General features: G+C 67.8%; 27 protein-coding genes. 13 read left to right on the top strand and 14 right to left on the bottom strand.

The window, feature by feature from the left end:
- Positions 1-73: 73 nt before the first annotated feature.
- Entirely contained in the window at positions 74-1,249 is a 1,176-nt protein-coding gene (locus tag AC5P78_RS00595) for a thiolase family protein (RefSeq protein WP_005410580.1), read from the bottom strand.
- 183 nt (positions 1,250-1,432) lie between these two features.
- Here AC5P78_RS00595 and AC5P78_RS00600 point away from each other — a divergent pair, with 183 nt between their 5' ends.
- Complete coding sequence (locus tag AC5P78_RS00600) at positions 1,433-4,279, top strand: autotransporter serine protease (protein ID WP_012480961.1); 2,847 nt, start codon at positions 1,433-1,435, stop codon at positions 4,277-4,279.
- Between the two features lie 45 nt (positions 4,280-4,324).
- On the opposite strand, the gene AC5P78_RS00605 is transcribed toward AC5P78_RS00600, so the two are convergent.
- Positions 4,325-5,422, bottom strand: a complete 1,098-nt coding sequence (locus tag AC5P78_RS00605) for a Glu/Leu/Phe/Val dehydrogenase dimerization domain-containing protein (protein WP_005410578.1) — start codon at positions 5,420-5,422, stop codon at positions 4,325-4,327.
- A 278-nt stretch (positions 5,423-5,700) separates the two neighbouring features.
- Between AC5P78_RS00605 and AC5P78_RS00610 the strand changes: the two genes are divergently transcribed.
- Complete coding sequence (locus AC5P78_RS00610; RefSeq protein WP_049396637.1) at positions 5,701-6,777, top strand: HDOD domain-containing protein; 1,077 nt, start codon at positions 5,701-5,703, stop codon at positions 6,775-6,777.
- A 3-nt stretch (positions 6,778-6,780) separates the two neighbouring features.
- On the opposite strand, the gene AC5P78_RS00615 is transcribed toward AC5P78_RS00610, so the two are convergent.
- From AC5P78_RS00615 to AC5P78_RS00625, 3 genes are all read right to left on the bottom strand, one after another.
- Complete coding sequence (locus AC5P78_RS00615; protein ID WP_495217142.1) at positions 6,781-8,373, bottom strand: phospholipase D family protein; 1,593 nt, start codon at positions 8,371-8,373, stop codon at positions 6,781-6,783.
- A gap of 130 nt (positions 8,374-8,503) precedes the next feature.
- A complete protein-coding gene (locus AC5P78_RS00620; protein ID WP_012480958.1) occupies positions 8,504-9,202 on the bottom strand; it encodes an RNA pseudouridine synthase in 699 nt (232 codons plus the stop codon).
- 47 nt (positions 9,203-9,249) lie between these two features.
- A complete protein-coding gene (locus tag AC5P78_RS00625; protein ID WP_005414217.1) occupies positions 9,250-9,750 on the bottom strand; it encodes a M48 metallopeptidase family protein in 501 nt (166 codons plus the stop codon).
- A gap of 62 nt (positions 9,751-9,812) precedes the next feature.
- Here AC5P78_RS00625 and AC5P78_RS00630 point away from each other — a divergent pair, with 62 nt between their 5' ends.
- Together AC5P78_RS00630 and AC5P78_RS00635 are read left to right on the top strand one after the other, a co-directional pair.
- Positions 9,813-10,370, top strand: coding sequence for a DUF2058 domain-containing protein (locus tag AC5P78_RS00630; RefSeq protein WP_012480957.1), 558 nt, complete (start codon positions 9,813-9,815; stop codon positions 10,368-10,370).
- Positions 10,371-10,540: 170 nt separating this feature from the next.
- Positions 10,541-10,807, top strand: coding sequence for a DksA/TraR family C4-type zinc finger protein (locus AC5P78_RS00635; RefSeq protein ID WP_012480956.1), 267 nt, complete (start codon positions 10,541-10,543; stop codon positions 10,805-10,807).
- 511 nt (positions 10,808-11,318) lie between these two features.
- Here the strand turns inward: AC5P78_RS00635 and AC5P78_RS00640 are convergent.
- Positions 11,319-11,912, bottom strand: coding sequence for a mechanosensitive ion channel family protein (locus AC5P78_RS00640; protein WP_005410571.1), 594 nt, complete (start codon positions 11,910-11,912; stop codon positions 11,319-11,321).
- 36 nt (positions 11,913-11,948) lie between these two features.
- Positions 11,949-12,128, bottom strand: coding sequence for a hypothetical protein (locus AC5P78_RS00645; protein WP_044570681.1), 180 nt, complete (start codon positions 12,126-12,128; stop codon positions 11,949-11,951).
- Positions 12,129-12,254: 126 nt separating this feature from the next.
- Between AC5P78_RS00645 and AC5P78_RS00650 the strand changes: the two genes are divergently transcribed.
- The 3 genes from AC5P78_RS00650 to AC5P78_RS00660 are packed head-to-tail and all read left to right on the top strand — an operon-like array spanning position 12,255 to position 14,255.
- The gene (locus AC5P78_RS00650) at positions 12,255-12,833 is read left to right on the top strand and encodes an RNA polymerase sigma factor (RefSeq protein ID WP_012480954.1); all 579 of its coding nucleotides are present in this window, start codon (positions 12,255-12,257) and stop codon (positions 12,831-12,833) included.
- Positions 12,830-13,363: a hypothetical protein gene (locus AC5P78_RS00655; protein ID WP_012480953.1), complete on the top strand. Its 534-nt coding sequence runs from the start codon at positions 12,830-12,832 to the stop codon at positions 13,361-13,363. Before AC5P78_RS00650 ends, AC5P78_RS00655 begins: the two co-directional genes overlap by 4 nt.
- Positions 13,364-13,373: 10 nt before the next feature.
- Positions 13,374-14,255 (top strand): DUF4097 family beta strand repeat-containing protein, encoded by an 882-nt coding sequence (locus AC5P78_RS00660; protein ID WP_012480952.1) that lies wholly within the window; start codon positions 13,374-13,376, stop codon positions 14,253-14,255.
- A 49-nt stretch (positions 14,256-14,304) separates the two neighbouring features.
- On the opposite strand, the gene AC5P78_RS00665 is transcribed toward AC5P78_RS00660, so the two are convergent.
- The 3 genes from AC5P78_RS00665 to AC5P78_RS00675 all read right to left on the bottom strand — a co-directional run bounded on the left by AC5P78_RS00665 (position 14,305) and on the right by AC5P78_RS00675 (position 16,383).
- Positions 14,305-14,487, bottom strand: a complete 183-nt coding sequence (locus AC5P78_RS00665) for a hypothetical protein (protein WP_005410566.1) — start codon at positions 14,485-14,487, stop codon at positions 14,305-14,307.
- A gap of 11 nt (positions 14,488-14,498) precedes the next feature.
- Positions 14,499-14,792: a YkgJ family cysteine cluster protein gene (locus AC5P78_RS00670; protein WP_053462562.1), complete on the bottom strand. Its 294-nt coding sequence runs from the start codon at positions 14,790-14,792 to the stop codon at positions 14,499-14,501.
- Between the two features lie 229 nt (positions 14,793-15,021).
- The gene (locus AC5P78_RS00675) at positions 15,022-16,383 is read right to left on the bottom strand and encodes an Hsp70 family protein (protein ID WP_012480950.1); all 1,362 of its coding nucleotides are present in this window, start codon (positions 16,381-16,383) and stop codon (positions 15,022-15,024) included.
- Between the two features lie 182 nt (positions 16,384-16,565).
- On the opposite strand from AC5P78_RS00675, the gene AC5P78_RS00680 reads away from it, so the two are divergent.
- Positions 16,566-16,901: a zinc ribbon domain-containing protein YjdM gene (locus tag AC5P78_RS00680; protein ID WP_005414225.1), complete on the top strand. Its 336-nt coding sequence runs from the start codon at positions 16,566-16,568 to the stop codon at positions 16,899-16,901.
- A 6-nt stretch (positions 16,902-16,907) separates the two neighbouring features.
- Here AC5P78_RS00680 and AC5P78_RS00685 read toward each other — a convergent pair whose 3' ends face one another.
- Positions 16,908-18,059: a transglutaminase-like domain-containing protein gene (locus AC5P78_RS00685; protein ID WP_012480949.1), complete on the bottom strand. Its 1,152-nt coding sequence runs from the start codon at positions 18,057-18,059 to the stop codon at positions 16,908-16,910.
- A 240-nt stretch (positions 18,060-18,299) separates the two neighbouring features.
- Here AC5P78_RS00685 and AC5P78_RS00690 point away from each other — a divergent pair, with 240 nt between their 5' ends.
- From AC5P78_RS00690 to AC5P78_RS00705, 4 genes are all read left to right on the top strand, one after another.
- Positions 18,300-18,902, top strand: a complete 603-nt coding sequence (locus AC5P78_RS00690; protein WP_005410561.1) for an HD domain-containing protein — start codon at positions 18,300-18,302, stop codon at positions 18,900-18,902.
- Between the two features lie 49 nt (positions 18,903-18,951).
- A complete protein-coding gene (locus AC5P78_RS00695; protein WP_050550426.1) occupies positions 18,952-19,125 on the top strand; it encodes an oxidoreductase-like domain-containing protein in 174 nt (57 codons plus the stop codon).
- The gene (locus AC5P78_RS00700) at positions 19,122-19,739 is read left to right on the top strand and encodes a DUF998 domain-containing protein (RefSeq protein WP_012480946.1); all 618 of its coding nucleotides are present in this window, start codon (positions 19,122-19,124) and stop codon (positions 19,737-19,739) included. The genes AC5P78_RS00695 and AC5P78_RS00700 overlap by 4 nt, the downstream gene beginning before the upstream one ends.
- 78 nt (positions 19,740-19,817) lie before the next feature.
- Entirely contained in the window at positions 19,818-21,164 is a 1,347-nt protein-coding gene (locus AC5P78_RS00705; protein ID WP_012480945.1) for a virulence factor family protein, read from the top strand.
- A 150-nt stretch (positions 21,165-21,314) separates the two neighbouring features.
- Here the strand turns inward: AC5P78_RS00705 and mprF are convergent, their stop codons facing one another.
- Positions 21,315-23,879, bottom strand: coding sequence for a bifunctional lysylphosphatidylglycerol flippase/synthetase MprF (mprF, locus tag AC5P78_RS00710; protein WP_138970198.1), 2,565 nt, complete (start codon positions 23,877-23,879; stop codon positions 21,315-21,317).
- A 192-nt stretch (positions 23,880-24,071) separates the two neighbouring features.
- Between mprF and AC5P78_RS00715 the strand changes: the two genes are divergently transcribed.
- Positions 24,072-24,419, top strand: a complete 348-nt coding sequence (locus AC5P78_RS00715; protein ID WP_005410556.1) for a RidA family protein — start codon at positions 24,072-24,074, stop codon at positions 24,417-24,419.
- A 148-nt stretch (positions 24,420-24,567) separates the two neighbouring features.
- On the opposite strand, the gene rnfB is transcribed toward AC5P78_RS00715, so the two are convergent.
- Positions 24,568-24,981: an Rnf electron transport complex subunit RnfB gene (gene rnfB, locus AC5P78_RS00720; RefSeq protein WP_012480943.1), complete on the bottom strand. Its 414-nt coding sequence runs from the start codon at positions 24,979-24,981 to the stop codon at positions 24,568-24,570.
- 24 nt (positions 24,982-25,005) lie between these two features.
- Positions 25,006-25,596: an HAD family hydrolase gene (locus AC5P78_RS00725; RefSeq protein WP_005414141.1), complete on the bottom strand. Its 591-nt coding sequence runs from the start codon at positions 25,594-25,596 to the stop codon at positions 25,006-25,008.
- Positions 25,597-25,644: the final 48 nt, after the last annotated feature.

Raw genomic sequence — 25,644 nt, forward strand, 5'->3', positions numbered from 1 at the left:
AACATGATGACAAGCCAAGATTGGGTGTCAAGCGATCCCGCATTCATTTTTGCGAAATCATCGTTAAATCTTTTTAAATCAATTCGATGGCGATTGCCGTTGCTTCGCCGCCGCCGATGCAGAGGGTGGCAATGCCGCGCTTGCCACCACGCGTGCGCAGAGCGTTGACCAGGGTCACCACAAGACGTGCGCCGGAAGCACCGATGGGGTGACCCAGTGCGCAGGCGCCGCCATTCACGTTGAGCTTGTCGTGAGGGATGCCCAGTTCGCGCATCGGGGCCATCGCCACCACGGCAAAGGCTTCGTTGATTTCGAACAGATCGACCTGGTCCAGCGACCAGCCGGTCTTGCCCAGCAGCTTGTGCAGCGCACCGATCGGCGCGGTGGTGAACCACTCCGGCTCCTGCGAGTGGGTGGCGTGGCCGACGATACGGGCCAGCGGCGTGATGCCTCGCGCGGCGGCGTCCTCTTCGGTCAGCAGCACCACCGCGGCGGCGCCGTCGGAGATGCTGGAGGAACTGGCGGCGGTGACGCTGCCGTCCTTCTTGAAGGCCGGGCGCAGGGTCGGGATCTTGGCGATGTCCGAGCGCCCCGGCTGCTCGTCGATGGCGACCTCGACCTCACCCTTGCGGGTGGCTACCTTCACCGCGACGATCTCGTCGGCGAACGCACCATTGGCCTGGGCAGCCTGCGCGCGCTTGACCGACTCGATCGCATAGGCGTCCTGCTCTTCGCGGCTGAACTGGTACTTGTCCACCGCGCACTCGGCGAATTCGCCCATGGCCTTGCCGTCATAGGCGTTGACCAGGCCATCGTGGGCCATGTGGTCGACCGCCTGGAAGTTGCCGAAACGGTTGCCGGTACGGGAGTTCGGCAGCATGTGCGGGGCGTTGGACATCGATTCCATGCCGCCGGCGACCACGATGCTGGCCGAGCCGGCCTTGATCAGGTCATGGCCGAGCATGATGGTCTTCATGCCCGAGCCGCACACCTTGTTCAGCGTGGTGGCACCGGCCGACAGCGGGATGCCGGCGGCGATCGCCGCCTGGCGGGCGGGCGCCTGGCCGAGGTTGGCCGGCAGCACGCAGCCCATCAGGACTTCGGAAACGTCGCTGGCCGGGACACCCGATTGTTCCAGCGCGGCGGCGATGGCTGCGGCGCCGAGGGTCGGGGTCGGCACGCCGTTGAACTGGCCGAGGAAGGAGCCGATGGCGGTGCGCTTGGCGGCGGCGATGACGATGTTGGACATGGCAATCTCGTTGATGCGTAAGCAATGTTCGGAAAGGAGACCGGAGGCCGTTGGATGCGCCCCGGTTTCCCGGCAGACTGCGTGGGGGTCGGCCCAAGTATAGAGGGTCGGGGAGGGCTGCCGCTGTGCGGCGCCGAACGCCTGCCGGGATGAAGGCAGGCCAACGTTCACGGGAAGGAATCGATGGAGCGAACGATGATGGTGAGGTCTGTGCTGGCAACCGCGCTGGCGATGGCGCTGACGGCCTGTGGTGGAGGCGGCGGAGGCGGCAGCAACGTGCGCGTCGACCCGCCCCCGACCACGCCGACACCTCCAACCACGCCTCCGCCGACGACACCACCGCCGGCCAAGCCGCAGGAGCCGGCCTTTGACGCGCATCTTTCAGTCACCAACGCGCGTGCCGCACAGGCCGCCGGCCTGACCGGGCAGGGCGTGCGCATCGGCATCGTCGATTCGGGCGTGCAGCGCAACGCGGTGGCCTTGAATGGTCGCGTGCTGGCCAACTTCAATTACATCGATCCCGCCAGGAACAACCTGGCGGTTGATGACGTGGTCGGGCATGGCACCGCCGTGGCCAGCCTCGCCGCCGGCGCAGCAGTGGGGACCTGGCCGGGCGGTATCGCGCCAGGCGCCCAGATCGTCTCGGCAAGAATCATTTCCGACAAGCCGCCGACCGACGACGGCAGTGGCCAGGGCAATGCCTTCAGTGGGCCGCTGGGCGTGGCCCAGGTCCACCAGGACCTGATCAGCTACAACGTGAAGGTGATGAACAACTCGTGGGGCGGCCTGTACTGGACCGATCTGCCGACCACCGCGCAGGTAGCCGCCGAATACCGGCCGTTCGTGATCAACCACGGTGGCCTGGTGGTGTTCGCCGCCGGCAATGACGGCCGCAGCGAGCCGAGCAGCCTGGCCGCGCTGCCCAGCCAGAAGGGCGTGGCAGGCACGCTTCCGGCGGCCGATCTGGAGCGCGGCTGGCTGGTGGCCACGGCGGTGGACCCGTTTACGCCGGGCGCGCTGGCCAGCTATTCGAATGCCTGCGGCCAGGCGGCCCGCTACTGCCTGGCAGCGCCGGGCAGCGCGGTCTACCCGGATGCCAACGGTGGCAGCTACTACTGGAACTACGGCACCTCGTTCGCCGCGCCGCTGGTCTCCGGTGCGGCGGCGCTGGTCTGGCAGCGCTTCCCCTACTTCAACAACGATCTGGTGAGGCAGACCCTGCTGGGCACTGCCAAGGACATCGGTGCGCCTGGCGTGGATCCGGTGTTCGGCTATGGCCTGCTCGACATCGGTCGCGCGATCAACGGTCCCGGCCGCTTCGACTGGGGCGATGTGGTTGCCAACGTTGATGCCGGCTCGACCAACTCGATGTGGAGCAACGACATCACCGGCAGCGGTGGCCTGGTCAAGCAGGGCGGAGGCAAGCTGGTACTGGCCGGCAACAACAGCTATTCCGGCGCCACCCGCATCGAGCGCGGCATCCTGACGCTGCAGAACGGTGGCGTGATCCGTTCAAATGTGACGATCCTCGCCCAGCCCGACCCGGACTCCACCGGTCTGCAGTTCAACGGTGGCACGCCGCGGGTGATCGGCAATGTGGTCAACGGCGGCAGCGTGTTCCTCACCACCGGCAACACCACCGGCACCATCGAGGGCAACTACACCCAGCAGCCCGGCGCGCAGCTGATGATCGCGCTCGGTGCCAACGCACTTCAGGTCACCGGCAACGCAACGATCAATGGCGGTGTGCGTGTGCACGGCTTTGTCTCCGGCTATGTGCCGCAGAACGGAACGCGCCAGGACCTCATCCACGCCGCGGGGGGCCTGAACGGCACCTTCAGTACCCAAGCCACTTCCACCGGCCTGCAGGGGCTGACCCTGGTGGCACCCACGTATGGCTACGACAGCAACAACGCCTGGTTGAACGTGAACCAGGTCAGCGTCACCGCCGCAGCCAGTGGCCTGAGCGCCTCCGCACAGGCCGCAGCGCAGCGCCTGGAAGGCGCATTCGCAGTGCTCGACGGCAACACCGGCCTGCAGGGATCGCCCTTCGGTACGGCAGCCGGTGCGCTGCAGTGGGCCGGAGGCGGCCAGCAGGGCCTGGCCGACAGCCTGCAGAGCCTGTCCGGCCAGGCGCATGCCCGCGCCGAGGCTGCCACCTTCGACAGCATCGACATGTCGCGGCGTGCGATTGCCGAGCGCTTCGATCGTGTACAGGCCACCCCGCGCCTGCGCGGGAGCTGGCAGAGCGCGCTGGGTGAGGCGGGGCAGGGCAGCTTCGCCGGCAACGCCGCCGACAGCCGGGGCTGGATGGCCGGCCAGGATCTGCCGCTGGGCGGCAACGGCCTGATGGGCGTCGCCTTCGGCGAGACCCGCAGCAATGGTGGCAGCAGTTTCGGCGGTGATCGCGGCCGTGACCGCCAGGCGCAGGCGCAGTTGTACGCTGGCTGGAGCCTGGGGCGTGGCTATGCGCTGGCCCAGTTCGGCAGTGGCCAGTTCACCCGCGCGCTGGATCGCCAGCTGCTGCTGGGTGCGGGCGCCTACGGTGTCTCGGCGCGTTACGGCGGGCGTTTCAGCAGCGCCAGCGTGGAAGGCGGATATCGCCTGGGCCGCGCAGGCGCTTCGTTGACGCCCTACCTCGGTGCCAGCACCACGCGTGTCGATACCGATGCGTTCAATGAGCTGGGCGGTTTCGGCTTCGGCCTGCGGGGTGATGCCACCCGCGCGCAGCGCAGCCAGATGCTGGCCGGCGTCCGCGGCGAGCGGGGCTGGGGGCGTTGGAACCTGCGCGGACACGCCGAGTGGCAGCAGCGGCTGGACGGCGGTGACGCCGATTGGCAGGCCAGTTTTGTCGGCGTGGATGCCTGGGCGCCGCTGGCAGGCTGGAATGCGCCGCGCGGCAGCGCGCTGATCGGCGTCGCGCTGGAATCGTGGTGGGGCCGCAATGGCCGCTTGAGCCTGGGCTTCGACCAGCGTATCGGTGGCGAGGGCGCGCGGCAGGCTGCGTTGCGCTACAGCACCGGGTTCTGAGCAATCGGTCGCGCCGGGAAGGCTCCCGGCGCGACGTCTGCAGCCTCAGCCGCCGCGCAGGTTGCCCAGGCGAGGAGTGCTGCGGCCCAGCGGCATCTTCAGCTTGCCGATCGACAGGATGCGGCTTTCCGCAATACGATCGGCCGCCCGCTGCGGCGCGATGTTCTCGCGCTGCGACAGTTCGAAGATGCGGGTGAGGTTGTGGTAGATGCTGCGGATCAGGCGCATCGCGCGTTCGCGGTTGTAGCCGTCGATCTCCAGCGACACGTTCATCACACCGCCGGCGTTGACGGCGTAGTCCGGGGCGTAGAGGATGCCGCGCGCATGCAGTTCGTCGCCGATCTCCAGGCTCGACAGCTGGTTGTTGGCAGTGCCGCAGATGATCTTGGCCTTGATCCGCGGCAGCGTGTCGGCGTTGATCGCGCCTTCCAGCGCACACGGTGCGAACACATCGGCGTTCACTTCGTGGATCTCGTCCGGCTTGACCGCCTCGGCGCCGAAATCGCTGACTGCACGATCAACCAGCGCACTGTCCAGGTCGGTGACATACAGCTTGGCGCCGCGGTCACGCAGCAGTTTCACCAGTTCCATGCCGATGTGGCCCAGGCCCTGCACCGCGATGCTGGTCTTGCCTACTTCCTCATGGCCGAACTTGAAGCGCATCGACGCCATCAGTGCCTGCAGTGCGCCGTAGGCCGTGAAAGGCGCCGGATCGCCGGAGCCACCATGGACCTGGTGCACGCCGGTCACGAACTGGCTCTCCAGGTAGATGTTCTCCATGTCGTTGACGTCGGTGCCAACGTCCTCGGCGGTGATGTAGCGGCCGCCCAGCGAATCGACGTAGCGGCCGAAGGCGCGGAACAGTACCTCGGTCTTGTCCGTCTTCGGATCGCCGATGATCACCGCCTTGCCGCCGCCCACGTTGAGCCCGGCCAGCGCATTCTTGTAGGTCATCGTCCGGCTCAGCCGCAGCACATCGGCCAGCGCCTCGTCGGTGCTGGCGTAAGGGCGCATGCGCACGCCGCCCAGGGCGGGGCCCAGGGTGGTGTTGTGGATGGCGATGATCGCCTTCAGGCCGGCATCGTGGTTGTGGCAGAACACCACTTGTTCGTGGCCGGTGGTGGCGAGGGTTTCGAATAGCATGGCGTCTCCGATGGCGCGAACAGCGGCGAACTGCAGCGAACGGCCAGTGAACGGTAGGGTCCCAAAAAAAAAAAAGCGACGTCGTCAGTGCAGGGGGACGGGTCGCGCGGCGCCATTCTAGTCCATTCCCCCGGTCGCTGCCGTCGACATCGGCGCCCTTCCGGTTAAAGAAGATGAAAGTGCGGCCGATGCTGCGACGACGGCGGGTGGCCGGATTCGCGTGAAGAGGCAGGGCGGTCAGTGACGGCAAGGGCACCACAACGACAGGGCAGGCGGCGATGACGCCGGCCTGGTGGCGATCGCTGCGCGGCTGGCTGGCGCGCTCGACCGGGGCGGCTCCGTTGCGCCTGGCGGCCGTATCGCGACAGGCGGTCGCTGCTGCCGCAGCCAGCCTTCAGGGCGAGGCGCTGCAGGCCGGTGAGATCGCCGCCCACCTGCAGCGCGGCCTGCATGCACTTGCCCTGTACCCACGGCTGGCCGGCGAGCCTGCCCCCGTGCAGGATCCGGCACTGGGCGAAGCGGTGGCGCGCGCGCTGCAGGACCGTGACTGGGCCGCCCGGCACCTGCCGCGGCGCCCGCAACTGCTGCCGCAGCTGATCCAGACCGTCAACGACGATGCCGCCTCGGCACGGGTGATGGCGGCGATCATCGGCCAGGACCCGGTGCTGACCGGAAATCTGCTGCGCATCGCCAACAGCCCGGCCTACAAGGTGCATGAGCGGCCGGTGGAAAGCCTGCAGCGTGCGGTGACCCTGGTCGGTACCGAGGGCGTGCGCCAGATCATCAGCGCGGTGCTGGTGCAGCCGGTGATGCAGGTGCAGTGCGGCATGTTTCCGCAGTTCAGCACGGTCATCTGGGAGCACGCACTGCTGGCTTCGCGTGCGGCCGCCGATCATGCGCGCACGGTCACCTTCGGTGATGCCTTCGCTGCGCAGTGGCTGGGCCTGGTGCAGGGGCTGGGGTCAGCGCTGGTGATGCGCCAGTTGCTGCAGGAAGCGCAGGCACGCGACGAAACCGTGGAGCCGGCGCTGGCCCTGCAACTGCTCCAGCAATGGTCGTTGCCGCTGGCACAACGCGTGGCTGCAGCCTGGGAGCTGCCCGAGCCCGTGCACCAGGCACTGGCGCCGGAGGCCGATGGCCCACTCGCCGACAGCCTGCGTCTGGCCAGCGCTGCGGCGGCAGCCAGCCTGCTGTGCCGGCATGGACATGCCAGCCAGAGCCGCATGCTGGCCCTGCTCGAACAGTTGCCTTCAGCGCCGCCGCATGCCCTGCGTTGGATCTGGCGGCGCCTGCATGGACGCAGCGTGGAAACACGTGATGAGGCCGGACAGGAAGAGGCGGGTCCAACACCCTGAGCGCTACAGCTGCGATTCGACCGGCAGCCAGCTGATCACCCGCGACAACCAGCGTTTGCGCGCCGTTGCCCCCGGCTCCGCCTCCACCCAGTGCGGTGGCGGTTCGCGCTCCAGCCAGCGCAACCGGCGACGGTCATCCAGCGCCAGCCACCAGCTGTGCCTGGGATCAGCCAGGCGCAGGTACTCGTCCCGCAGCTGTGCGCCCAGCACCGGATCGTCGAACAGCACGCCCATCTCGGTGTTCAGATAGGCCGAGCGCGGGTCGAGGTTGAACGAACCGACAAAACCGCGGCGGTCATCGACCAGGAACGCCTTGGTATGCAGGCTGGCGCCGCTGCTGCCGAACACGCCGGCATCGCCGGGCTGCCCTTGTGCCTTCAGTTCGTAAAGGTGGACGCCGGCTTCGAGCAACGGCACGCGGTAGTCCATGTAGCCACCATGTACGGCGGCGACGTCATTGGCGGCCAGTGAGTTGGTGACCACGCCGACCTGCACGCCCCGCCCGGACATGGCCGAAAAGCCATCCAGGCCCTCGTTGCCGGGAACGAAGTAGGGCGAGATCAACAGGGCCTTGCGCCTGGCGGCCTGCAGCTCGCTGATCAGGGTCGACACCAGCCAGGCAGCGCGATCGTCCTTGCGGTGCTTCATCGGCGGGTCGGACACGATGCGCACTGCACCGCTCCAGCGCAGCGGCTCGGGGCTCGGGCGCTGCCGCTTGCGTGATTCGGCCACGCGCGCCAGGTACGGCCGGGCCACGTCCCGCTGCGCCTCATGGTCCGATTCGCGCACCAGCAGGCGCAGCTGTGCGTCGGTATGGAAGGCAAGCGCGGATACCGGAATGGCGGTGTCGCTGTTCCAGTAGTCGTCGAAGATGCGGTTGGCCTGCTCCACGGCGGGGCCGGCGACCAGCAGGTCCAGATCCTGGAAGTTCACATCGGTGCGCGCGCTGAAATACTCCTCGCCGATGTTGCGGCCACCGACGATCGCGACGCGGCCATCGGCGATCCAGCTCTTGTTGTGCATGCGGTGGTTCACGCTGAAGAAGCGCTGCACCATCTCCACCATGCGCAGGATGCCGGTCCGGTTGCGGAACGGGTTGTACAGGCGGATCTCGATGTTCGGATGCGCATCGAGCGCCATCATCAGCGCGTCCTTGTCCTTGGCATTCATGTCATCAAGCAGGATGCGCACGCGCACGCCGCGCTCGGCGGCGTCATACAGCGCCTTGGCCATCAGGTGGCCGATCAGGTCGTCGTGCCAGATGTAGTACTGCAGGTCCAGGCTGCGGCCTGCGTGCGTGGTGATCATCGCGCGTGCGGCGAAGGCATCCATGCCATCACTGAGGAAGGCCACGCCGGACTGGCCGGGATGGGCCTCCTGCAATGGCACGATCTGCTGGTCGATGCGGGTCTGCGCCGGCTGCAGTGGCAGCACATGCGAAGGCGTGCCCCGTGCCTGCGGCGTGAGGTGGTCGGCCAGCAGCAGGCCGGACAGCACCAGCAGCACCAGCACGGCGAGGATGATCGCAGCAACACGCAGCAGGCGTCGCCACAGCGGCTTGGGCAGGCTCATGCCCCGATGGTAGAGCCACGCCATGCGTGAAGGAATGCCTGCAGGATCGACAGGGGGTCAGAGCCCTTGCCTTCGGCACGGGATCCCACCCCGAGGGGGCGTCACCGATGGGGTCGGATCCCATTCCACAGGAAAGGGCTCTGACCCGCACACCTCAGAACCGCTCGTCGCTGCCCAGGTAGCGCCACTGCCCCGGCGGCAGCGGCCCCAGCGCCACGCGTCCGATACGCAGGCGGCGCACCCCGGTCACCTGCAGCCCGGCGGCTGTCACCGCTGCACGCAGGCCCTTGGCGGTAAGCCCCTTGCCGGCAAAGCGCAGGCGTTGTTCGCTCTGCCAGCTGACCTTGCCGCCGCCGGCCTCCTGCTGCAAACGCGCCATCAGCCATGGCCCACGCTCCGGGCCGCCCTCGGCCACTTCGATCAGGTATTCCTGTTCGGTGCGGCCAAGATTGCGCTGCAGATGGGCCAGCGTGGCCGGATCCTGGCTGACCACCACCAGGCCGCTGTCGCTGGCCGGAAGCGAGGCGGCCAGCTGCAGGCCATGGAAGTGACGCTGCAGCGGACGGATGTCGCTGGCATCGAGTTCGCTGCGGCTGTCACTGCTGACCAGCGCACACAGGGTCTCAGCGGCAACGCCGGCCGGCTTGTTCAACAGCATGCTGACCCGCTCGGCCTTTTCATCGCTGGCCTGCTCGGCCACAACGATCACCGCTCTGTCATCGACCGGGCGCTGCGGCTGCTCCACCACGTCGCCGTTGACCGTGACCCAGCCGCCTTCGATGTAGCGTCGCGCTTCGCCGCGCGGGATGCCGAGCAGGGCGGACAGGCGTTTGTCGAGACGGATCGGTTCCATGGCGGCAAGGTCGGGCAGGGGGCGCGCAGTGTAGCTGCTGCGGCCGGTCAGCGCTGGCCGCGGTTGGCCAGCTCGGTCAGGTACAGGCGGGTATCGAACTCCAGCTGCAGGTACTCCGGCTCCATGTGCTGGCACAGCTGGTAGAAGGCCTTGTTGTGGTCGGCTTCCTTCAGGTGGGCCAGCTCATGTACCACGATCATGCGCAGGAACGCTGCTGGTGCCTGGCGGAACACGGTGGCGATGCGGATCTCGCGGCTGGCCTTGAGGCGGCCGCCGTGCACGCGGGAAATGGCGGTATGAGTGCCCAGCGCGTGCTTGATCACTTCCAGCGTGTTGTCGTAGCAGACCTTGTTGAGCGGCACCGACTTGCGCAGGTAGCGGTCCTTCAGCTCCTGGGTGTAGTCGTACAGCTGGCGGTCGCTGCGCACTTCATGCGGGTCGGGGTAGCGCTGCTGCAGCCAGGGGCCGAGCTTGCCCTGCGCCAGCAGTTCGCTGACCTGGGCGACCAGGGGTTCGGGATAGCCGGTGAGGTACTTCAGGACTGCCATGCAGGGGCGGCGGGGCGTCGGTAGAATGGGGCATCCAAGATTACACGCGGTACGCACCGACCATGGCAAAGCCCAACGCGCTGCAGGAACAATTGCTCAAGGCCGGCCTGGCCAAGAAGTCGCAGGCCAGCGCCGCCGCGCGCGAGCAGGCCAAGGCCCGGCAGGGCAAGGCCGAATCGACCTCGGCCGACGTCCAGCGCGAGGCTGAACGGGCCCGTGCCGAGAAGGTCGAGCGCGACCGCGCGCTGGCCGCCGAGCGCAATGCGCAGGCCAGGCAGGCTGAACAGAAGGCGCAGGCGAAGCAGATCATCGCGGCCCATGCCGTGCCCCACAAGGGCGATGACGAGTACCGCTTCAGCGATGGCACGGCGATCCGCACCCTGCTGATCGACCCCAAGCTGCGCAAGGCGCTGTCGGTGGGTGTGCTGGTCATCGTTGCCCACGGCGACGGTTACGCCGTGTTGCCGCGTGCTGCGGCGGAAAAGGTGCGCGAACGCGCCCCGGAAGCGATCATCGTCGACCACGGCCAGCCGGGCTCGACCGCTGAGATATCCACCGGCAATGCCGAGGACGACGCCTACTACGCCCAGTTCCAGGTGCCCGACGACCTGGTCTGGTAAGCGAAAAGGGGACGGAGGGGATTAAGTCGCGATCGACCTGATTGAAGCCCTCCACGCTCTGCTCAGATTGCTGAAGATCAGCCGGGCATGGCTCGGCTCAACACAGGTCTGCTCCTTTGTGCGCGGGTGTATCGTCCCCATATCAGGCGACACACCTGCGGAGGATGGCCATGGCCACCGGTTGGGCGGGAGACGGCGCGGTCCAGGACCAGATCGACGCCACCGTCGACGATGCGATTGCCCGCGCGCGGCGCCAGCTGCGGCAGGGCCCTGGTCTGGAACACTGTGAGGAATGCGACGCACCGATTCCGTTGGCGCGGCGCCGGGCCGTGCCTGGGGTACGGCTGTGCGTGGCGTGCCAGCAGGCGCATGACGACGAAGAGCAGGCGCATGCCGGGTACAACCGGCGTGGCAGCAAGGACAGCCAGCTGAGGTAAGGGGTGTTTTATTGCAGGGCTGCGCCCTGCACCTGCAGAAGCAACGTCAACATCAAAGGCTGGCATTCCGTGGGTTGGCAGGGCGGTGTCGGAGTGCGGGGACGCCGTGAACCCGTCCATGGGGGCTTGGCCGCGGCATCCATGCCGCGGACACCCCGCACTCCGACACCGCCCCGCCTCTGACAGATTTCCGCGATCTGTTGGAACCCGCTGCTGATGCCGACCGTTGGTCGGCACGGGGTCGGATTCAATTTTGACTATCGATATCTGACAGATGTGCCGACCAACGGTCGGCACCCACCAACAGCGCGCGGAATCTGTCAGAGGTGGGGCGGTGTGGGTGGGCAGGACCGTTGGCGCCATGGATGGCGCCATCGAGCCCCCATGGACGGGTTTACGGCGTGTCCTGACCACCCACACCGCCCCGCCATCCCACGGAATGCCGCTCTTGATCTTGCTTCGGCTTCGGCCTCTGCAGGTGCAGGGCGCAGCCCTGCAAAGGAAGACCCCCTCAGCCGTCGCCCTGGATGCCGCCGGGGGCCTGTGCCGGGTCGCGCCAGCGCCGCACCGTGCGCTGGAAGAACAGGTTGTTCGGCAGCTGCAGCACCGTGCCCTCGTGGCCGTCGCCGGTCTCCTGCAGCGTGGTGTAGATCAGGTTCACGTCGATCACCCGGCCCTTCAGGCCCGGTTTCTCGCCGTTCTCCAGCACCTCGATGTAGTCATGCAGGCGGAATGGGCGCGTGGTGAAGATCAGCAGCGTGCAGAAGATGTTGGAGAGCACGCTCCAGGCCGCGAAGAAGGCCACCGCACCCACCGCCGCGAAGCCGGTGAACGCGGTCCACAGTACCGACGGCGATGCGCCGAGCAGGCTGAGGATGTACAGGACCGCGCTGAAATAGACCACGAAACTGGTGATCCGGCGCGCGCCCATCACCATTTCCGGTGGCAGCGTGTAGTGCTCGGCGAAGCGGCGGATCAAGCGCCGTGCCAGCACCCGCAGCAGCCACGCGGCCAGCAGGGTGAGCAGGATCTTCACGGCGATACCCGCGTCGTGGAGCCAAGGGTAGGTCCAGGCCGGCAGGTGATCCTTCAGCGACAACATCATGGGGGCGACGACGGGTGGCAATAACGGCCCTCGATGTTACCCGGCGCGTGCGGGGGATTCGACCGGCGGGGTCCAGGCCAGGCAGACCAGCTCCTGGCGGTGCTGCTGCAGGCAGGCGCGGCCGTTGTCGGGGCGCAGCTGCAGTGACAGGCCCAGCGCCTGCAGCAGGACGCAGGCAGCGATCACCAGCAGGGCGGCGCAGGAAGGGCTGGACATGGCAGGACTCCCGGACGGCAGATTCGCGAAGGACCTTCCATGGATGCAGCAGCCGTCGAAAAGGTTGCATGGCATCGGCCGTCGATCGGCTCTAAACCTTTTCCCGGGTCGCCGCATCCAAGCGATATGCTCGACACCACCATGCCCGCGCCGCCCGCCGCCAACGACGCCGTCGACGAACCCGCTCTGGTACGGGCGGCGGCCGCCGGCGACACCGCTGCCTACGAACTGCTGTACCGGCGTCACGCGCCGCGTGTATTCGCTGTCCTGTGGCGGTTGTGTGGCGGCCAGCAGGCACGTGCCGAGGATGCGCTGCAGGAGGCCTTCCTGCAGGCCTGGAAAGCCCTGCCAGGGTTCCGTTTCGAGAGCAGCCTGTCCACCTGGCTGCATCGGCTGGGGGTCAACGCCGCACTGATGGAACTGCGTGGTCGCGCCGCAGGGCAGGATCACGACAGTCTGGAGGAAGTCGATGGCGGCCTGCTGGAACTGGCGGTGCATGACCGTTGCGCGGGTACCGAGCGTGACCTGGAGCGCGCATTGTCGACACTGCCACCACGGGCGCGTGCGGTACTGGTGCTGCACGATATCGAAGGCTGGAAACACCAGGAAATCGCCGAGCAGCTGCAGATGGCTGTCGGCAGTTCCAAGGCACAGCTGCATCGTGCGCGCGGCCTGTTGCGCGCACGGCTGGGAGACATGACATGAGTACACACGAACACGATTCCGATCACGACCTGCTGGCCCGGCTGCGCGCGCTGCCGAACGAGCGCGATGTACCCGCCGATGGCTGGGCACGCCTGTCCGCCCGGCTGCCGCCGCGTGGACCGCAGGCAGCACCCGAGCCAACGGACAACGTGGTGGTCCTGCCGGTGCGTTCGCGGCGCCGCTGGTGGTTGCCGGCCGGCGCTGCCCTGGCGGCCAGCCTGGCACTGTATGTGGTGGCGCCGTGGCGGCATGCGCAGCCGGATACGCCGGCGCCGTCCGCCCTGCAGCTGCAGGCCGCGGCGATGACCGAGCAGTACCAGCAGGCCGTGGCCGCGCTGCCCGATGGACGGGCGCCGGAATGGCAGCCGGCCTTGCATGAACTGGATGAAAGCGCGGCGCAGATCCGTGCCGCCCTGGCGCAGGACCCGCGTGCGCCGCACCTGCTTGGCCAGCTCAAGCGCACCTATGCGTTGCGGCTGGAACTGACCCGGCAGGCGGCCTATGCCGCCGAGTCCGGCCTGACGACCTGAGGAGACCCCCATGACCCGAACCCTGATTTCCTGCTGTGTCGCGCTGCTGCTGACCCCTGCCGTGGCACTGGCCGACACCCGCATCGACGAGCGCCACACCTTGGCTGCGGGCGGTCGCATCGAGCTGAGCAACGTGGCCGGCAAGGTGACCGTGCGTGGCTGGGACCGCAATGACGTGCAGCTCACCGGCACGCTCAGCGACGGCCTGCAGTTGCGCCAGGAAAAAAGCGCCAACCGTGTGCGCTGGGAGATCGAATATCCGCGCCGCAGCAACAACGGCGGTGCAACGCTGGTGCTGAACGTGCCGCGATCGGTGGAGCTGCTGCTGAGCACGGTCAGCGCCAGCCAGGACATCAGTGGTATCGATGTGCGACGGCTGCAGGCCGACACGGTCAGCGGCAGCCTGAGCGCGGCTGGCCGCAGTGGCGACAGCAAGCTCAACACGGTCAGTGGCAGCGTCAGCGCACGCCTGCAGACGCCGAAGCTGGATGTGAACACCGTCAGTGGCCGCATCGAGGCCGGCGGCGGCGTGTCCGGTGATATCGGTGCGCAGACGGTGTCCGGACGGGTCGAGGTCGACGCCGGGCGCGTGCAGCGACTGGCGGTGGAAACCGTCTCTGGCAGCATCGATCTGGCAGCGGCCGGGCTGGCGCCCGGTGGCCGCATCAATGTCGAATCGGTCAGTGCCTCGGTCACGCTGAGCCTGCCACGCACGGTGTCGGCACAGCTGTCGGTGAACAGCTTCAGCGGCTCGATCAACAGCGACGCCGGTCAGGTGGAGCGGCCGCGCTATGGGCCGGGCAGCCATCTCGATACGCGTCTGGGGGGCGGCGATGGAGACATCCGCATCCAGTCGCATTCGGGCAGTGTGCGGGTACGCCTGGATCGCTGAGCACGGTCCGGCAGGCCGCGGCGGCAGCGCCGCCGCGGTCGGTACTGGGTCAGCTGGCTTTCTTCAGCGCCCAGGTGGTGCCGAGGACTTCGATCTTGCCACCGGCCTTGCGGAACGCTGCCAGGTCCGAAGCGATCGAATCGCTGCTGACCACGGTGCTGGCGGCCGCGCCCTTGCGTTCGCTGCGGATGCTGTTGCTGGCCTTCGCGGGGGTCTTTGCCTTGCGGGGCATGGTTGCTCCTGTCAGGTGGAAGGGGAGGAAAGCGCCCAGGCGTCGGCCTGGCGCAGGTAGTCCTGCCGCTCGCGGCGGCAGTCATCGCCGCCCATCGAAAACTGGCGGCAGATCGCCGGGCGCTGCGAATAGATCGTGCAGCGCAGGTGATAGGGATCGATCGCCGCGCACCAGCCTTCCTCGTTGCGCGCCATCACGGCACGGCCGTGGGTGTCGCGTGACAGGAACTGGCCAGGCACGTGGTCGCCGGGCTGCAGCAGCACGGGCAGCCGGCAACAGACCGCGTCACAACGGCGGCAGTCGATGGGTGCAGGTGCTGCGTCAGGTTGTAAGGCCACAGGGGCCTGGCGGGTGCCCAAAGCGGGTCTCGATGGCGGCTCAGGTGCTGCGCGGACCATGAACGAGCCAGGAAGGCATGGCCGCTAGGCCCGCAGGGCGGGCCAGGCTGCACCGTGGACACACACCGGCGTGGCCGGTGGAAGGTGCAGCGGGGTTCTAGCCGACCAAGAGTAACTTAGACCGCGTAACGTTTTGTTAATCCTGGCTGGCTGCCGCCAATGCCAGGCCCTGGACCACGCCCAGCGAGGGCTCGCCGTGGACCATGCGGGCCCCCGGGAAGGCCTCGGCCACGGCCTGGCGCAGGTAGCCGGCACGGGACATGCCGCCGGTCAGGAACACCGCATCCGGGTCGCCCCCGATGTCGCTGCGGACCTGGGCCAGCAGTTCCCGGATCTGCTCCAGGTAGCCGTGGGCGGCGGCGGCCAGGCCATCGGCGCTGCTGTCGGCATGCAGGTCGCGGGCGATGTAGTCCAGCGTGCTGCGGTGCTCGCTGGCGGCGCTGAGGGCGATCTTGGCGCGTTCGACATCGCGGTACAGGCGGGCGGTATTGCCGGTGTCCTGCAGGGCCTGCAGGCGCCCGCCCCACGGCTCGTCGACGTGATCGTATTTGTGCTGGCGGAAGTCGCGCTGGCGCGTCATGTCCTGCACGGTGGCTGCTTCCACATAGTGGTGGGCGGGCACGCGGGTGATGCCGCGGCCGAACAGCGGCATGTAGCTGGACAGGCTCAGCGCCAGATCAATGTCGGTACCGCCGCGGGCGATACCCCACGCGCGGTGGATACGCGGGGCGTCGTCGCCACCGACTTCGGCATGCGCGATATCGGTGGTACCGCCGCCGATGTCGACGATCACCGCCTGGTGCCGCTCGCGGCTTTCGGCGTGGTAGTGCATGGCCGCCGCGGCGGGTTCTTCGAGGAAATCGATCTGGTCGAAGCCGGCCTGGGTGGCGGCCTCGCGCAGGATATCCAGTGCCTGGTCATTGCCGGCCGCGCCGATCGAGCTGCGGAACTGCACCGGGCGGCCGAGCAGAGCGGCACGCAGCGGCTGGCCAAGCTGGGCGCTGGCGGTCAGGCGGATGTGTTCGAGGATGTGCGCGGCGATGCCGGTGATGGTCTGCTTCGCGCGCGGGTGCAGGTTGTAGCCCAGCATCGACTTCGGGCTCTGCACCAGGTTGCCTTCGTGTTCCTCGAAATAGGCTTCCAGCGCGTCGTCGCCGTAGACCGCGTTCTGCAGCAGGTCGCTGGCGCTGCGTTCCTTGCCGGCGCGGGCCTCCATCCATTCACGGCGCAGGGCGCGCAGGGCTTCACGGCGCAGCGCCTGCGGCGTGCGTTCCTGGCCGGCGGCACGGGCTGCACGCGCGGCGCTGTCGATCATCTGCTGCAGCTGGTGTTCCTGGCCGTCGTCGAGCTGGAAGTCGTCCGGGTCGGGCACCACGCCGGGGAAGTACACGCTGGTGCGGAACTGTTCGGCGTCACCGAAACGGATCGGCAGCAGTTTCCCCTCATGCACGATGGCGGCGGCGGAGTTGCTGGTACCGAAGTCGATGCCGAGGCGCATGGGGAGTTCCGGGGGCGGTCAGGGGCCGCGCACTCTGCTGCAGTTCGTCGCCGACTGCAAGTTCCAGCGTCACGGCTGCTCCAGCCGCGGTCATGGCGGCGGCCGGGCACCTGCCAGGGAGCCGGGGCCCCGGACCGGGCGGTTACAATGGCGGCTGTTGATTCACTTTGAGGTACTTGCCGATGTCGTCTGTTCCCGCCTGCCCGCAGTGCACCCTGGAAAACACCTATGCCGATGGCGCGCTGTGGATCTGCGCCGATTGCGGTTTCGAATGGACCGCCGAGGAAAGTGCCGGTTCGACCCTGGTCGTGCGTGACAGCAACGGCAATACCCTGCAGGCCGGCGACACCGTCACCGTGATCAAGGACCTGAAGGTGAAGGGGTCTTCGATCCCGCTGAAGCAGGGCACCGTGATCCGCAACATCCGCCTGGTCGAAGATGATGCCGAGCACATCGAAGGCAACTCGGACAAGATCAAGGGCCTGGTCCTGAAGACCTGCTTCCTCAAGAAGGCCTGATCGGTCTCAGCGCCTGGCCTGCTGCTGCGCGCGCCAGCGGGCCAGGCTGTCGAGCTTGGCCTGGTAGCGTGCCTGCTCCGGTGCACCACCCAGCAGCTGCGCGCGGGTCAGTTCACGGTCGGCGCGCTCAAGCTGCCCGGACAGGAAATACACGCGCGCCAGCCCGAAGTGGAACTGGTGCGCGGTGTCATACAGGCGCACGGCCTGCCGGTAATAGCGGATGGCTTCGGCCAGCTTTCCGGCCTGCTCGGCCTGCGTGCCCAGCATGTACTGCGCGAACGGGTCCTCACGCTGCACCGACTTCAAGCGTCGCTCCAAGGCCTTGGCCTGCGCATCCAGCCCAAGCTGCCGATACAGCGCGCTGGCATTGGTCAGCGCCGCATCCTGGCGACCGTCCAGGCGCAGGGCGCGGTCCAGTGCCTGCCGCGCCGCATCGGTGTTGCCCTCACGGTTGTCGAGCACACCCAGGTTGTTCCAGACCGAGGGGAACGCGCGATCCTGCACGACCGAGGCATCGAAGAACGCGCGGGCGCCGACGAGGTCTCCTTCGGCCATGCGTTCGGCACCTCGATTGTTGTAGAAATGGGCCAGTGCACGCGCGCGGCTGACCGGCTGCGGGCCGTGGCGGTCGTAGAGTACGTTGCGATCGAGGTCGACCGTGGCGTAACGCCCCGCGATCTCCACGCCCGCGTTGACGTGGCCCACACTGTAGACCACGCCGGCGTCCTGGTCCTGGTACCAGGACACGACCTGGCCGACTTCCTGGACGCGGGCCTGGATGCCAGCCTCGCGCGCCAGTGCCACGAACATCAGCGTGAAGGCGAGGCAGTTGGCGCGGCGCTGCTGCCAGACTTCGTCCACGGTGTAGGTCGCGTTCGCGTCGTACTGCAGGTCCAGCCCCTGGCGGCCGAAGATCATTTCCACCAGTGCCTGCAGCCGCTGCTCGCGCGATGAACTGCGGTCGATCACCTGCGCCTGCAGCATCGCGCGCATTGCGGGAGGAATCGCGAAGACCTGTTCCGGTGAGGGGACCTCCACCGGGGTGACGCTTCCGATGGGCGGGAGTGCATCGGTGCGCGGGTGGTCCTGTGCGCAGAGCGGCGCGGCCATCAAAGCGGCCAGGACCACGATGAAGATGCGGGCGGCAGGGCGGTACATGACAGTTCCCGGCAGCGGCGGGCGCTCCCGCCTGCAGCGAGTGTAGACCCGGCGGCGCCGCGCTGCAGTGACCGTTGGTCGGCGCGTGGCCGGTACGGCGTTTCATCCACAACCGATGTGGACCAGCGCTCGACAAAGCTGTGGACAACCGCGTCCAGGCCTCACCGGGCAAGCGTTGTGAGTATGTGGTGAAAAAACCATCAGCTTGCCGCGGGGCTGCGCAGGCGGGATGATCCGGGTATGGATTTCTCTCCGCTGACGCTGGCTCCTGCGCAGTGGCAGGCGCTGCAGGACAGCTACGCAACGCCGCCCCGCGCCTACCACCACTTCGGACACGTACGCGCGGTGCTGCAGCACTGCCAGGACGTGGCTGACGGCCCGGGCTGGCAGAGGCCCGCCGAGGTGTACCTGGCCGTGCTCTACCACGACGCGATCTATGTGGCGGGCCGCAAGGACAACGAAGCGCGTTCGGCGGCGCTGGCCCTGCAGGCAATCGCACGGGCCCCGGAACTGGCCGGCGTCGACGCCGCGCGGGTCGAGCAGTTGATCCTGCTGACAGCCCGCCATGGCGATCTGGGCCCGGACGACGTTGATGCCGAGGCCGCGCTGTTCCTGGACTGCGACATGGCGATCCTGGCCGCGCCCGAGCCGGTGTTCGCCGCCTACGATCGTGGTGTGGCCGAAGAGTACAAAGGGGTCGTGCCGGGCTTCCTGTACCGCGCCGGGCGTCGCCGTTTCCTGCAGGGGCTGCTGCGGGCGCCGCGCATCTTCCTCAGTGACTTCTTCCACCAGCGCCTGGATGCGGCGGCTCGGGAAAACCTGCGTCGACAGCTGGCCCGCTGAGCTGGACCGGTACACTTGGGCCTGCTCTCACCGATTGTCGCTTCCCACTGTGTCCGTCCCTGATCCCGATCCCCGCCCGCTGCCACCGGAAGAGCCCGGTCCCAACGAATGCTGTGGCAGTGGTTGCCCGCTGTGCGTGCTGGATCTGTACGCCGATGAGCTGCAGCGCTATCGCAAGGCGCTGGCCGAGTGGAAGACGCGGCATCCGGAGGCAACGCCATGAGCCGTGCGCGTCCGGCGGCGGTGCTGGCACTGGTGGCGCTGCTGCTGTTCGTGGCCACCGCGCTGTGGACCCAGGTCGCGCGCAGTGATCTGGACTGGGTGCGGGCAACCTTGAGCCTGTACCTGCACGGGCCGTGGGGCCTGGCATTGCGCGCTGCCTACTGCCTGCTGGCGCTGGCCATTGCGGCGCTTGGCATTGCGCTGTATCGCGGCAGCATTGGCCCGCGCCGCAGTGCGGCGGCGCCGCTGTTGTTCATTGTCTCTGCACTGGGGCTGGCGACGGTCGCCATCGGTGACAGCTGGCTGCCTGAAGCGACCCCGCTGCTGGCACCGTTCATCCATGGACTGGCAGCCAACACCGCGTTCCTGTGTGCCAGCGTCGGCATGCTGCTGCAGGCCTGGTATCTGCGCCGCGAACCGGGTTGGCAGTCCGCCGCGGGCCTGCTCTGGGGCTGGGCATGGCTGGCCTTCGTGCTGCTGTGGCTGCATGTGCTGTGGCGCGCCGGGCCGCCGCGTGGGCTGGGCCAGAAAGTGGTGATCGCGGTGATCGTGGGCTGGCTGCTGTATCTGGCGATGGCCCTGTACCGGCGCAGCCGTCGGGCCGCAGCCCACTGAATCCCCAACGGCCTGCGCCGGTACGTGCCGTGCACGCGGCGGCGGCGTATCGTGTGCGCATTCCATCGGGGATGCGACATGAAGCGTGCAGGGCTCGGCAGGGCAATGGGTGTGGTTCTGGCGTTGGCAGCGCTGCCGGCAATGGCGGCGGCCAACGTGCAGCAGTTCAGCCACGGGCGGTTCGAGCAGATTCCGGTGCACATGCCGGCTGGCACGCCGCAGCGTGTGGTGATCTGGTTCCATGAACCCACCGCCGGTGGTGATACCAGCCGCCTTCCGATCGAGGCCCTGCGTGCCGATGGCGCGATGGTCGCTGCCGTGGACATCGCGCATCTGCGCAGCGTGCTCAAGCGCGAGGGGAATCCGACCTGTTCGTTCGGTTCCGGCGACGTCGAGAACTTCTCGCGCTGGTTGCAGGCCTCCCTGCACCTGCCTGGCTACCACCTGCCGCTGGTCGGTGGTGATGGTGAAGGCGCCGAGATGGCCTACACGCTGGCCGCACAGGCCGACACCCAGGTATTCGCCGGCCTGCTGACCACCGGCTTCTGCCCGGATCACAGCCACGAGCGCATGGTCTGCGGCGATGGCGTGAAGCACAACAAGCTGCAGCCTGCCGAGTTGAATTCCCCGTGGCTGAGCGCCGCCGGCGACCATGGCTGCAAGGTTGGCGAGGCCAGCCGCTTCGTGCAGCAGGTGGCGATGGCACGCGAGTTCAAGCGCACCGCGCGCGGCGATGCTTCACCCGGCCTGGTGGCGGCGGCGCGGGTGATCGGCGCGCAGGCCGGCGTCAGCCTGGCACCGCCACCAGCCGCGCTGAAGGGCCTGCCGATAGTGGAAGTACCGGCGACCGGCAGCGGCGACACGCTGGCCGTGTTCGTTTCCGGCGATGGCGGCTGGGCCGGCCTGGACAAGGACGTGGCATCGTCGCTCAACGAGCATGGCGTGGCCGTGGTCGGCATCGACTCACTGCGCTACTTCTGGAGCGAGCGCACGCCGAAGGGATTTGCCACTGACCTGCAGAAGATCATCGATCACTACCGCCAGCAGTGGCACCGCGACAAGGTGATGCTGATCGGTTTCTCGCAGGGTGCCGACGTGCTGCCGGCCACCATCAACCAGCTTGATGCCGGCACCCGTGAGACGCTGGACCGTATCGTGCTGCTGTCGGTGGGCAGGAAGGCTGACTTCGAATTCCATGTCAGCAACTGGCTGGGGGGTGGTGGCGACGGCCTGCCGATCGCGCCGGAAGTGGCCAGACTGCCGGCGGAAAAAACGCTGTGCGTATACGGCGACAAGGATGAGGACGCACTGTGCCCGGACCTGCCGGCCAATGACGGCGTGAGGAAGGTGAAGCTGCCGGGCGATCACCATTTCGGGGGTGACTATGATCGCTTGGCCGAGGTGATCCTCAAGGGCGGGGCGTGAAGCGGAGAGAGTGCGAACCAACGGTTCGCACCCACCAGAACGTGCCGCGGTAATGCCGGGCCATGCCTGACCGCTGTCGCTGGCGTGTCGACCAAGGTCGACACCTACCGGGCGGCAGGTGGTGCCGGGCATGCTCGGCGGTATGGGGCGTCAATTGCGCCGCGGGTCCAGCGAGATCAGGCGCGTGGCATCCAGCAACGCGGCCGGCAGGTGCATGCCGCCGGGTGCTGCCAGATAGCGCGGTCGCCACTGCGGGTCGAACTTCGACTTGAAGCGGCGCAGGCCACTGAAGCCATAGAAGCGTTCGCCATGCCGCGCCAGCAGGCCGGCCAGTCGGTTCCAGCGCCCAGCAAGGCGATGCTGGGCCAGCCCGGACAGCGGCGCCATGCCCAGCGAGAAGCGCGCATAGCCCTGAGCGCGGCCCCACAGGAACAGCTCGATGAACAGGAAGTCCATCGTGCCCTTCGGTGCCTCGTTGACATGGCGCATGAGGTCCACCGACAGCTCGGCACCGGCCGGTGCCTGCCACAGGTTGGCGAATGCCACGATCTGGCCCTCGGCTTCGACCAGTGCCACCGGGAAGCGCGCCAGGTAATCCGGATCGTAGCTGCCCAGCGAGAAACCCTTCTCGTCGCCGGCCTTGTCTTCCAGCCACGCGTTGGAGATCGCTTGCAGGCGGGGAAGCAGGCTGGGAATCTCTTCCACCGGTGCCACGCGGAACGAAAGGCCCCCGCGCTTGCCACGGTTCCAAGCCTGGCGCAGATCGGCGCGTTCGCGGCCTTCCAGGCCGAAGTCGTGCAATGGCACGATCGCTTCCTCGCCCAGCTTGACCAGGCCCAGGCCCAGGTCGAGATAGGTCTGCCAGTAGGTCTCGCCCACCTGGTAGAACACCGGGCGCAGGCCGAGCCGGTCAGCTTCCTCGCGGAAGCGCCATATCAGCGCACGCGCCACATCAGGCGGGCCGACCGGATCGCCCATCGCGATCAGCGAACCGCCGTAGCGCTGCATCATCACGAAGCCCTGTTTCGCATCATCGCGCAGCACCGCCTTGTCGGCGGTCAGTACCAGGCAGGCCTGGGTATCGGTGGCACCGGCCAGTACCGGCGCCAATGATTGCAGCGTGGCCTCGTCGGCGGCTGGCAGCGGGCTGCGCGTACTGTGCAGCAGCCGCGCCAGGCCGAACATCACCAGCGCGATCGCCACCACCAGCAGCGCACGCAGCGCACGCGGTGCGTTGCCGGATATCGCAAACTGCCACCACAGCTCGTTCTGGTACTCGACATGGCTGTAGGTGAAGAACAACAGCCAGGTGACCGCCACCAGTACCAGGCCGAGGTTGCGCAGCCATGGCCACGACCATGCTTCATCGAGCAGCGCGCCCTGGCGGTAGAACTCGCGGCGTGCGGCCCACAGCGCCATCGCCACCAGCAGGGCGGAGACCGCGATCAACGGTTGGCCACCGCGCAGCCACAGTGGCAACGGGGTGATCACGCACACGGCCATCGCCAGCATCCATGCGGCATGGCTGCGCCGGGCCAGGCCCTGGCCGATCAGCAGCAGGGCGACGCCGCTGAGGCTGCCGATCAGATGGGACGTTTCCAGGATCGGCAGTGATGCGTTGACCAGGTGACGGCGCGGCGTGGGCAACGTGCCGTCGATGACCAGCGCAGCACCGATGCTGAACACCGCCAGCGCGATGATCTGCGGCAACCATGGGCGCAGCGCGTTCCAGCCGGCACGGGTCGCCCCGGCACTGGCCTGCAGCGGCTGGCGCAGCGCGGGTGCAAGCGCGAGCAGGGTGGCCAGCAGCAGGGGCAGTACGTAGTAGGTGACGCGGTAGATCAACGCCGCCGCCAGCACCGCAGCCGGTGCCACCTGTGGCAGCAGCTTCAGCAGGCTCCATTCGAACACGCCGAGGCCGGCGGGCACGGTCGAAACCAGGCCGGCCAGCACCGCGACCAGGTACAGGCCGACGAAGCCGGGCAGGCCGGTCGGCGTCGAGTCCGGAAGCAGCACATAGAACGCGGCACTGGCCAGCACCAGCTCGATCACGCTGAGCACGGTCACCCCGATCATCGTGCGCCGGTCGGGCAGCCACAGCACATGGCCGAACACGCTGAACTGGCGTCCATCGCGGCCGACCAGCAGCAGGGTGGCCGCATAGGCCAGCAGCGCGACGATGCCGACGATGCGCACGGCATCGGGATTCAATGGCAATGCCAACGCTGCCGCCGCCGGTTCCATGCACAGCGCCACGCTGATCAACAGCCATGCACCGAATACGAAACCGAGCGTGCTCATCAGCACCACCTGGCCAATCTGCGCCAGGTCCAGGCCGGCGCTGCGGTAGCCGCGCAGGCGCACCGCGCCACCGGTCAACGCGGCAAAGCCCACGGTCTGGCCCAGCGTGTGTGCCAGGAACGCGGTGATGCCGACGCGCGCGGGGTGCACGCGGATGCCGCTGCGACGCAGGCCGATGGCATCGAAGCCGATCAGGCAGGCGTAACTGGCCAGGCCGAGTACCACGGTGAGCGCGATCTGCGTGCCGCTGAGCTGCCGGAACGCCTGGCGGATCGCACGATAGCCGTGCTCGTCGAACTCATTGGCCAGGCCGTGCAAGGCCAGGGCGAGGATCAGCAGCGGGATGACGATGGTGAGGACCCGCTTCCATGCCGGGGTGGAGGGAGCGGTGGCGGGGTCGGTGGTTTCGGTCATCGGCGCAAGGGTGCGTCAGGGAGGGCGAGGGCGGTGTCAATGCAGCCGTGGCGCATCGTGCGCCTGTCGCTGGCATTTGACCAGCGTCGCTGTCGGAAGCCGGTAGTGACCGTGTGTGGATGGCTGCCCTGCACCCATCGTTGACCGGTTTGGAGGACAATGCAGGCCTGATCACCCGCAGGAGCCACGCCCATGATGGAGCGTTACGACGTCGGACCGCGCATGTCCGAAATGACCGTGTACAACAAGGTCGCCTACCTTTCCGGCCAGATTCCGGAAGACACCAGCCAGGACATCACCGGGCAGACCCGGCAGGTGCTGGCCGAGATCGACAAGCTGCTGGCGCTGGTGGCCAGTGATCGCCAGCACGTGCTGCGCGCCGAAGTGTTCCTGGCCGACATGGCCGACTTCGATGGCATGAACAAGGCATGGGATGAGTGGGTGGTGGAAGGTGCGACCCCGGCGCGCGCCACGGTCGAGGCCAAGCTGGCCCACGCCGACTGGAAGGTCGAAATCGTGGTGACGGCGGCAGTGCCGTAACGGCGGGGTCACCTCCCAGCAGTGGAGGGGGGGTAGAGTCGACGGTTAGTCGACTGTCGCGCGCAGCGCGGGGTTTTGCGCCGCCGGAACGAAGAGCAGTCGACTAACAGCCGACTCTACCCCGCCGCTCCGCCGGTTGGTCCGGTGGCTAGGCCGGCACCAGCTCGATGCAGTCGACCGGGCACGGCGGGATGCACAGCTCGCAGCCGGTGCACAGATCGGCGATCACCGTGTGCATGTACTTGGCGCCGCCGACGATGGCGTCCACCGGGCAGGCCTGGATGCACTTGGTGCAGCCGATGCAGTCGGCTTCCACGATCAACGCCACCTGCGGCGCCTTGTGCTCGCCGCGCGAACGATCAAAAGGAATCGCCGGTACGCGCAGAACCTGGGCCAGCGCGCGTGCACCGGCATCGCCACCGGGTGGGCAGCGGTCGACGCCTGCCTCGCCGCGCGCCATCGCCTGCGCGTACGGTCGGCAACCGTCGTAGCCGCATTGCCCGCATTGAGTCTGCGGCAGCAGGCGGTCGAGGCGTTCGGTCAGGGGTGGGATCAGGCTCATGCGTGGCGAAGGCTGCGCGTCGGGTTACTTCAGGGGTTTGCCGCGGAACCAGCGCTCGTGGGCCAGCGCCAGCATCGGCTTGTCTTCGGAACTGTCACCGTAGGCATGGATGCGCACGTAACGCGACAGATCGAACTGGCGACGGATGTGCTCGACCTTGCGCGGGCCACAGTCGCCACCGGCGTAACGGCCGGTCAGGCGTCCGTCCTGACATTCCAGCCGGTTGCAGATCAACTGCAGGCCCAGCTGCTCGCACCACGGCCGCAGGTACAGGTCCAGCGAGCCGGACACGATCACCACGGTGTGCTGCTGTTCCTTGTGCCAGCGGATCTGCTCCAGCATTTCCGGGCGCACCACGTCGGGCAGGAACTCACGCGAGAAGCCGGCGGCCAGGGTGGCGATGTCGTCACTGTGGCGGTCGCTGAAGGTCAGGCGGGTGACGCGCGCGCGGATGCGTTCGGCCGAGATCAGCTTCAGCTTGTACGCGAGCAGCCACGGGCCGACCTTCCACCACGCCTGCGCCAGCTGTTCGGCGGTGGCCACGCGGCGCAGGAAACGGCCATAGGTATCGCAGGTGGTCACGGTGTGGTCGAAGTCGAACAGCGCCAGTTCCATTCCGTTGCCTCCCATCGCGTTGCCTCCGCTGGCCAATGCTGCCGGCGG

The organism is Stenotrophomonas sp. YJH_SMC_133 (assembly GCF_059370655.1).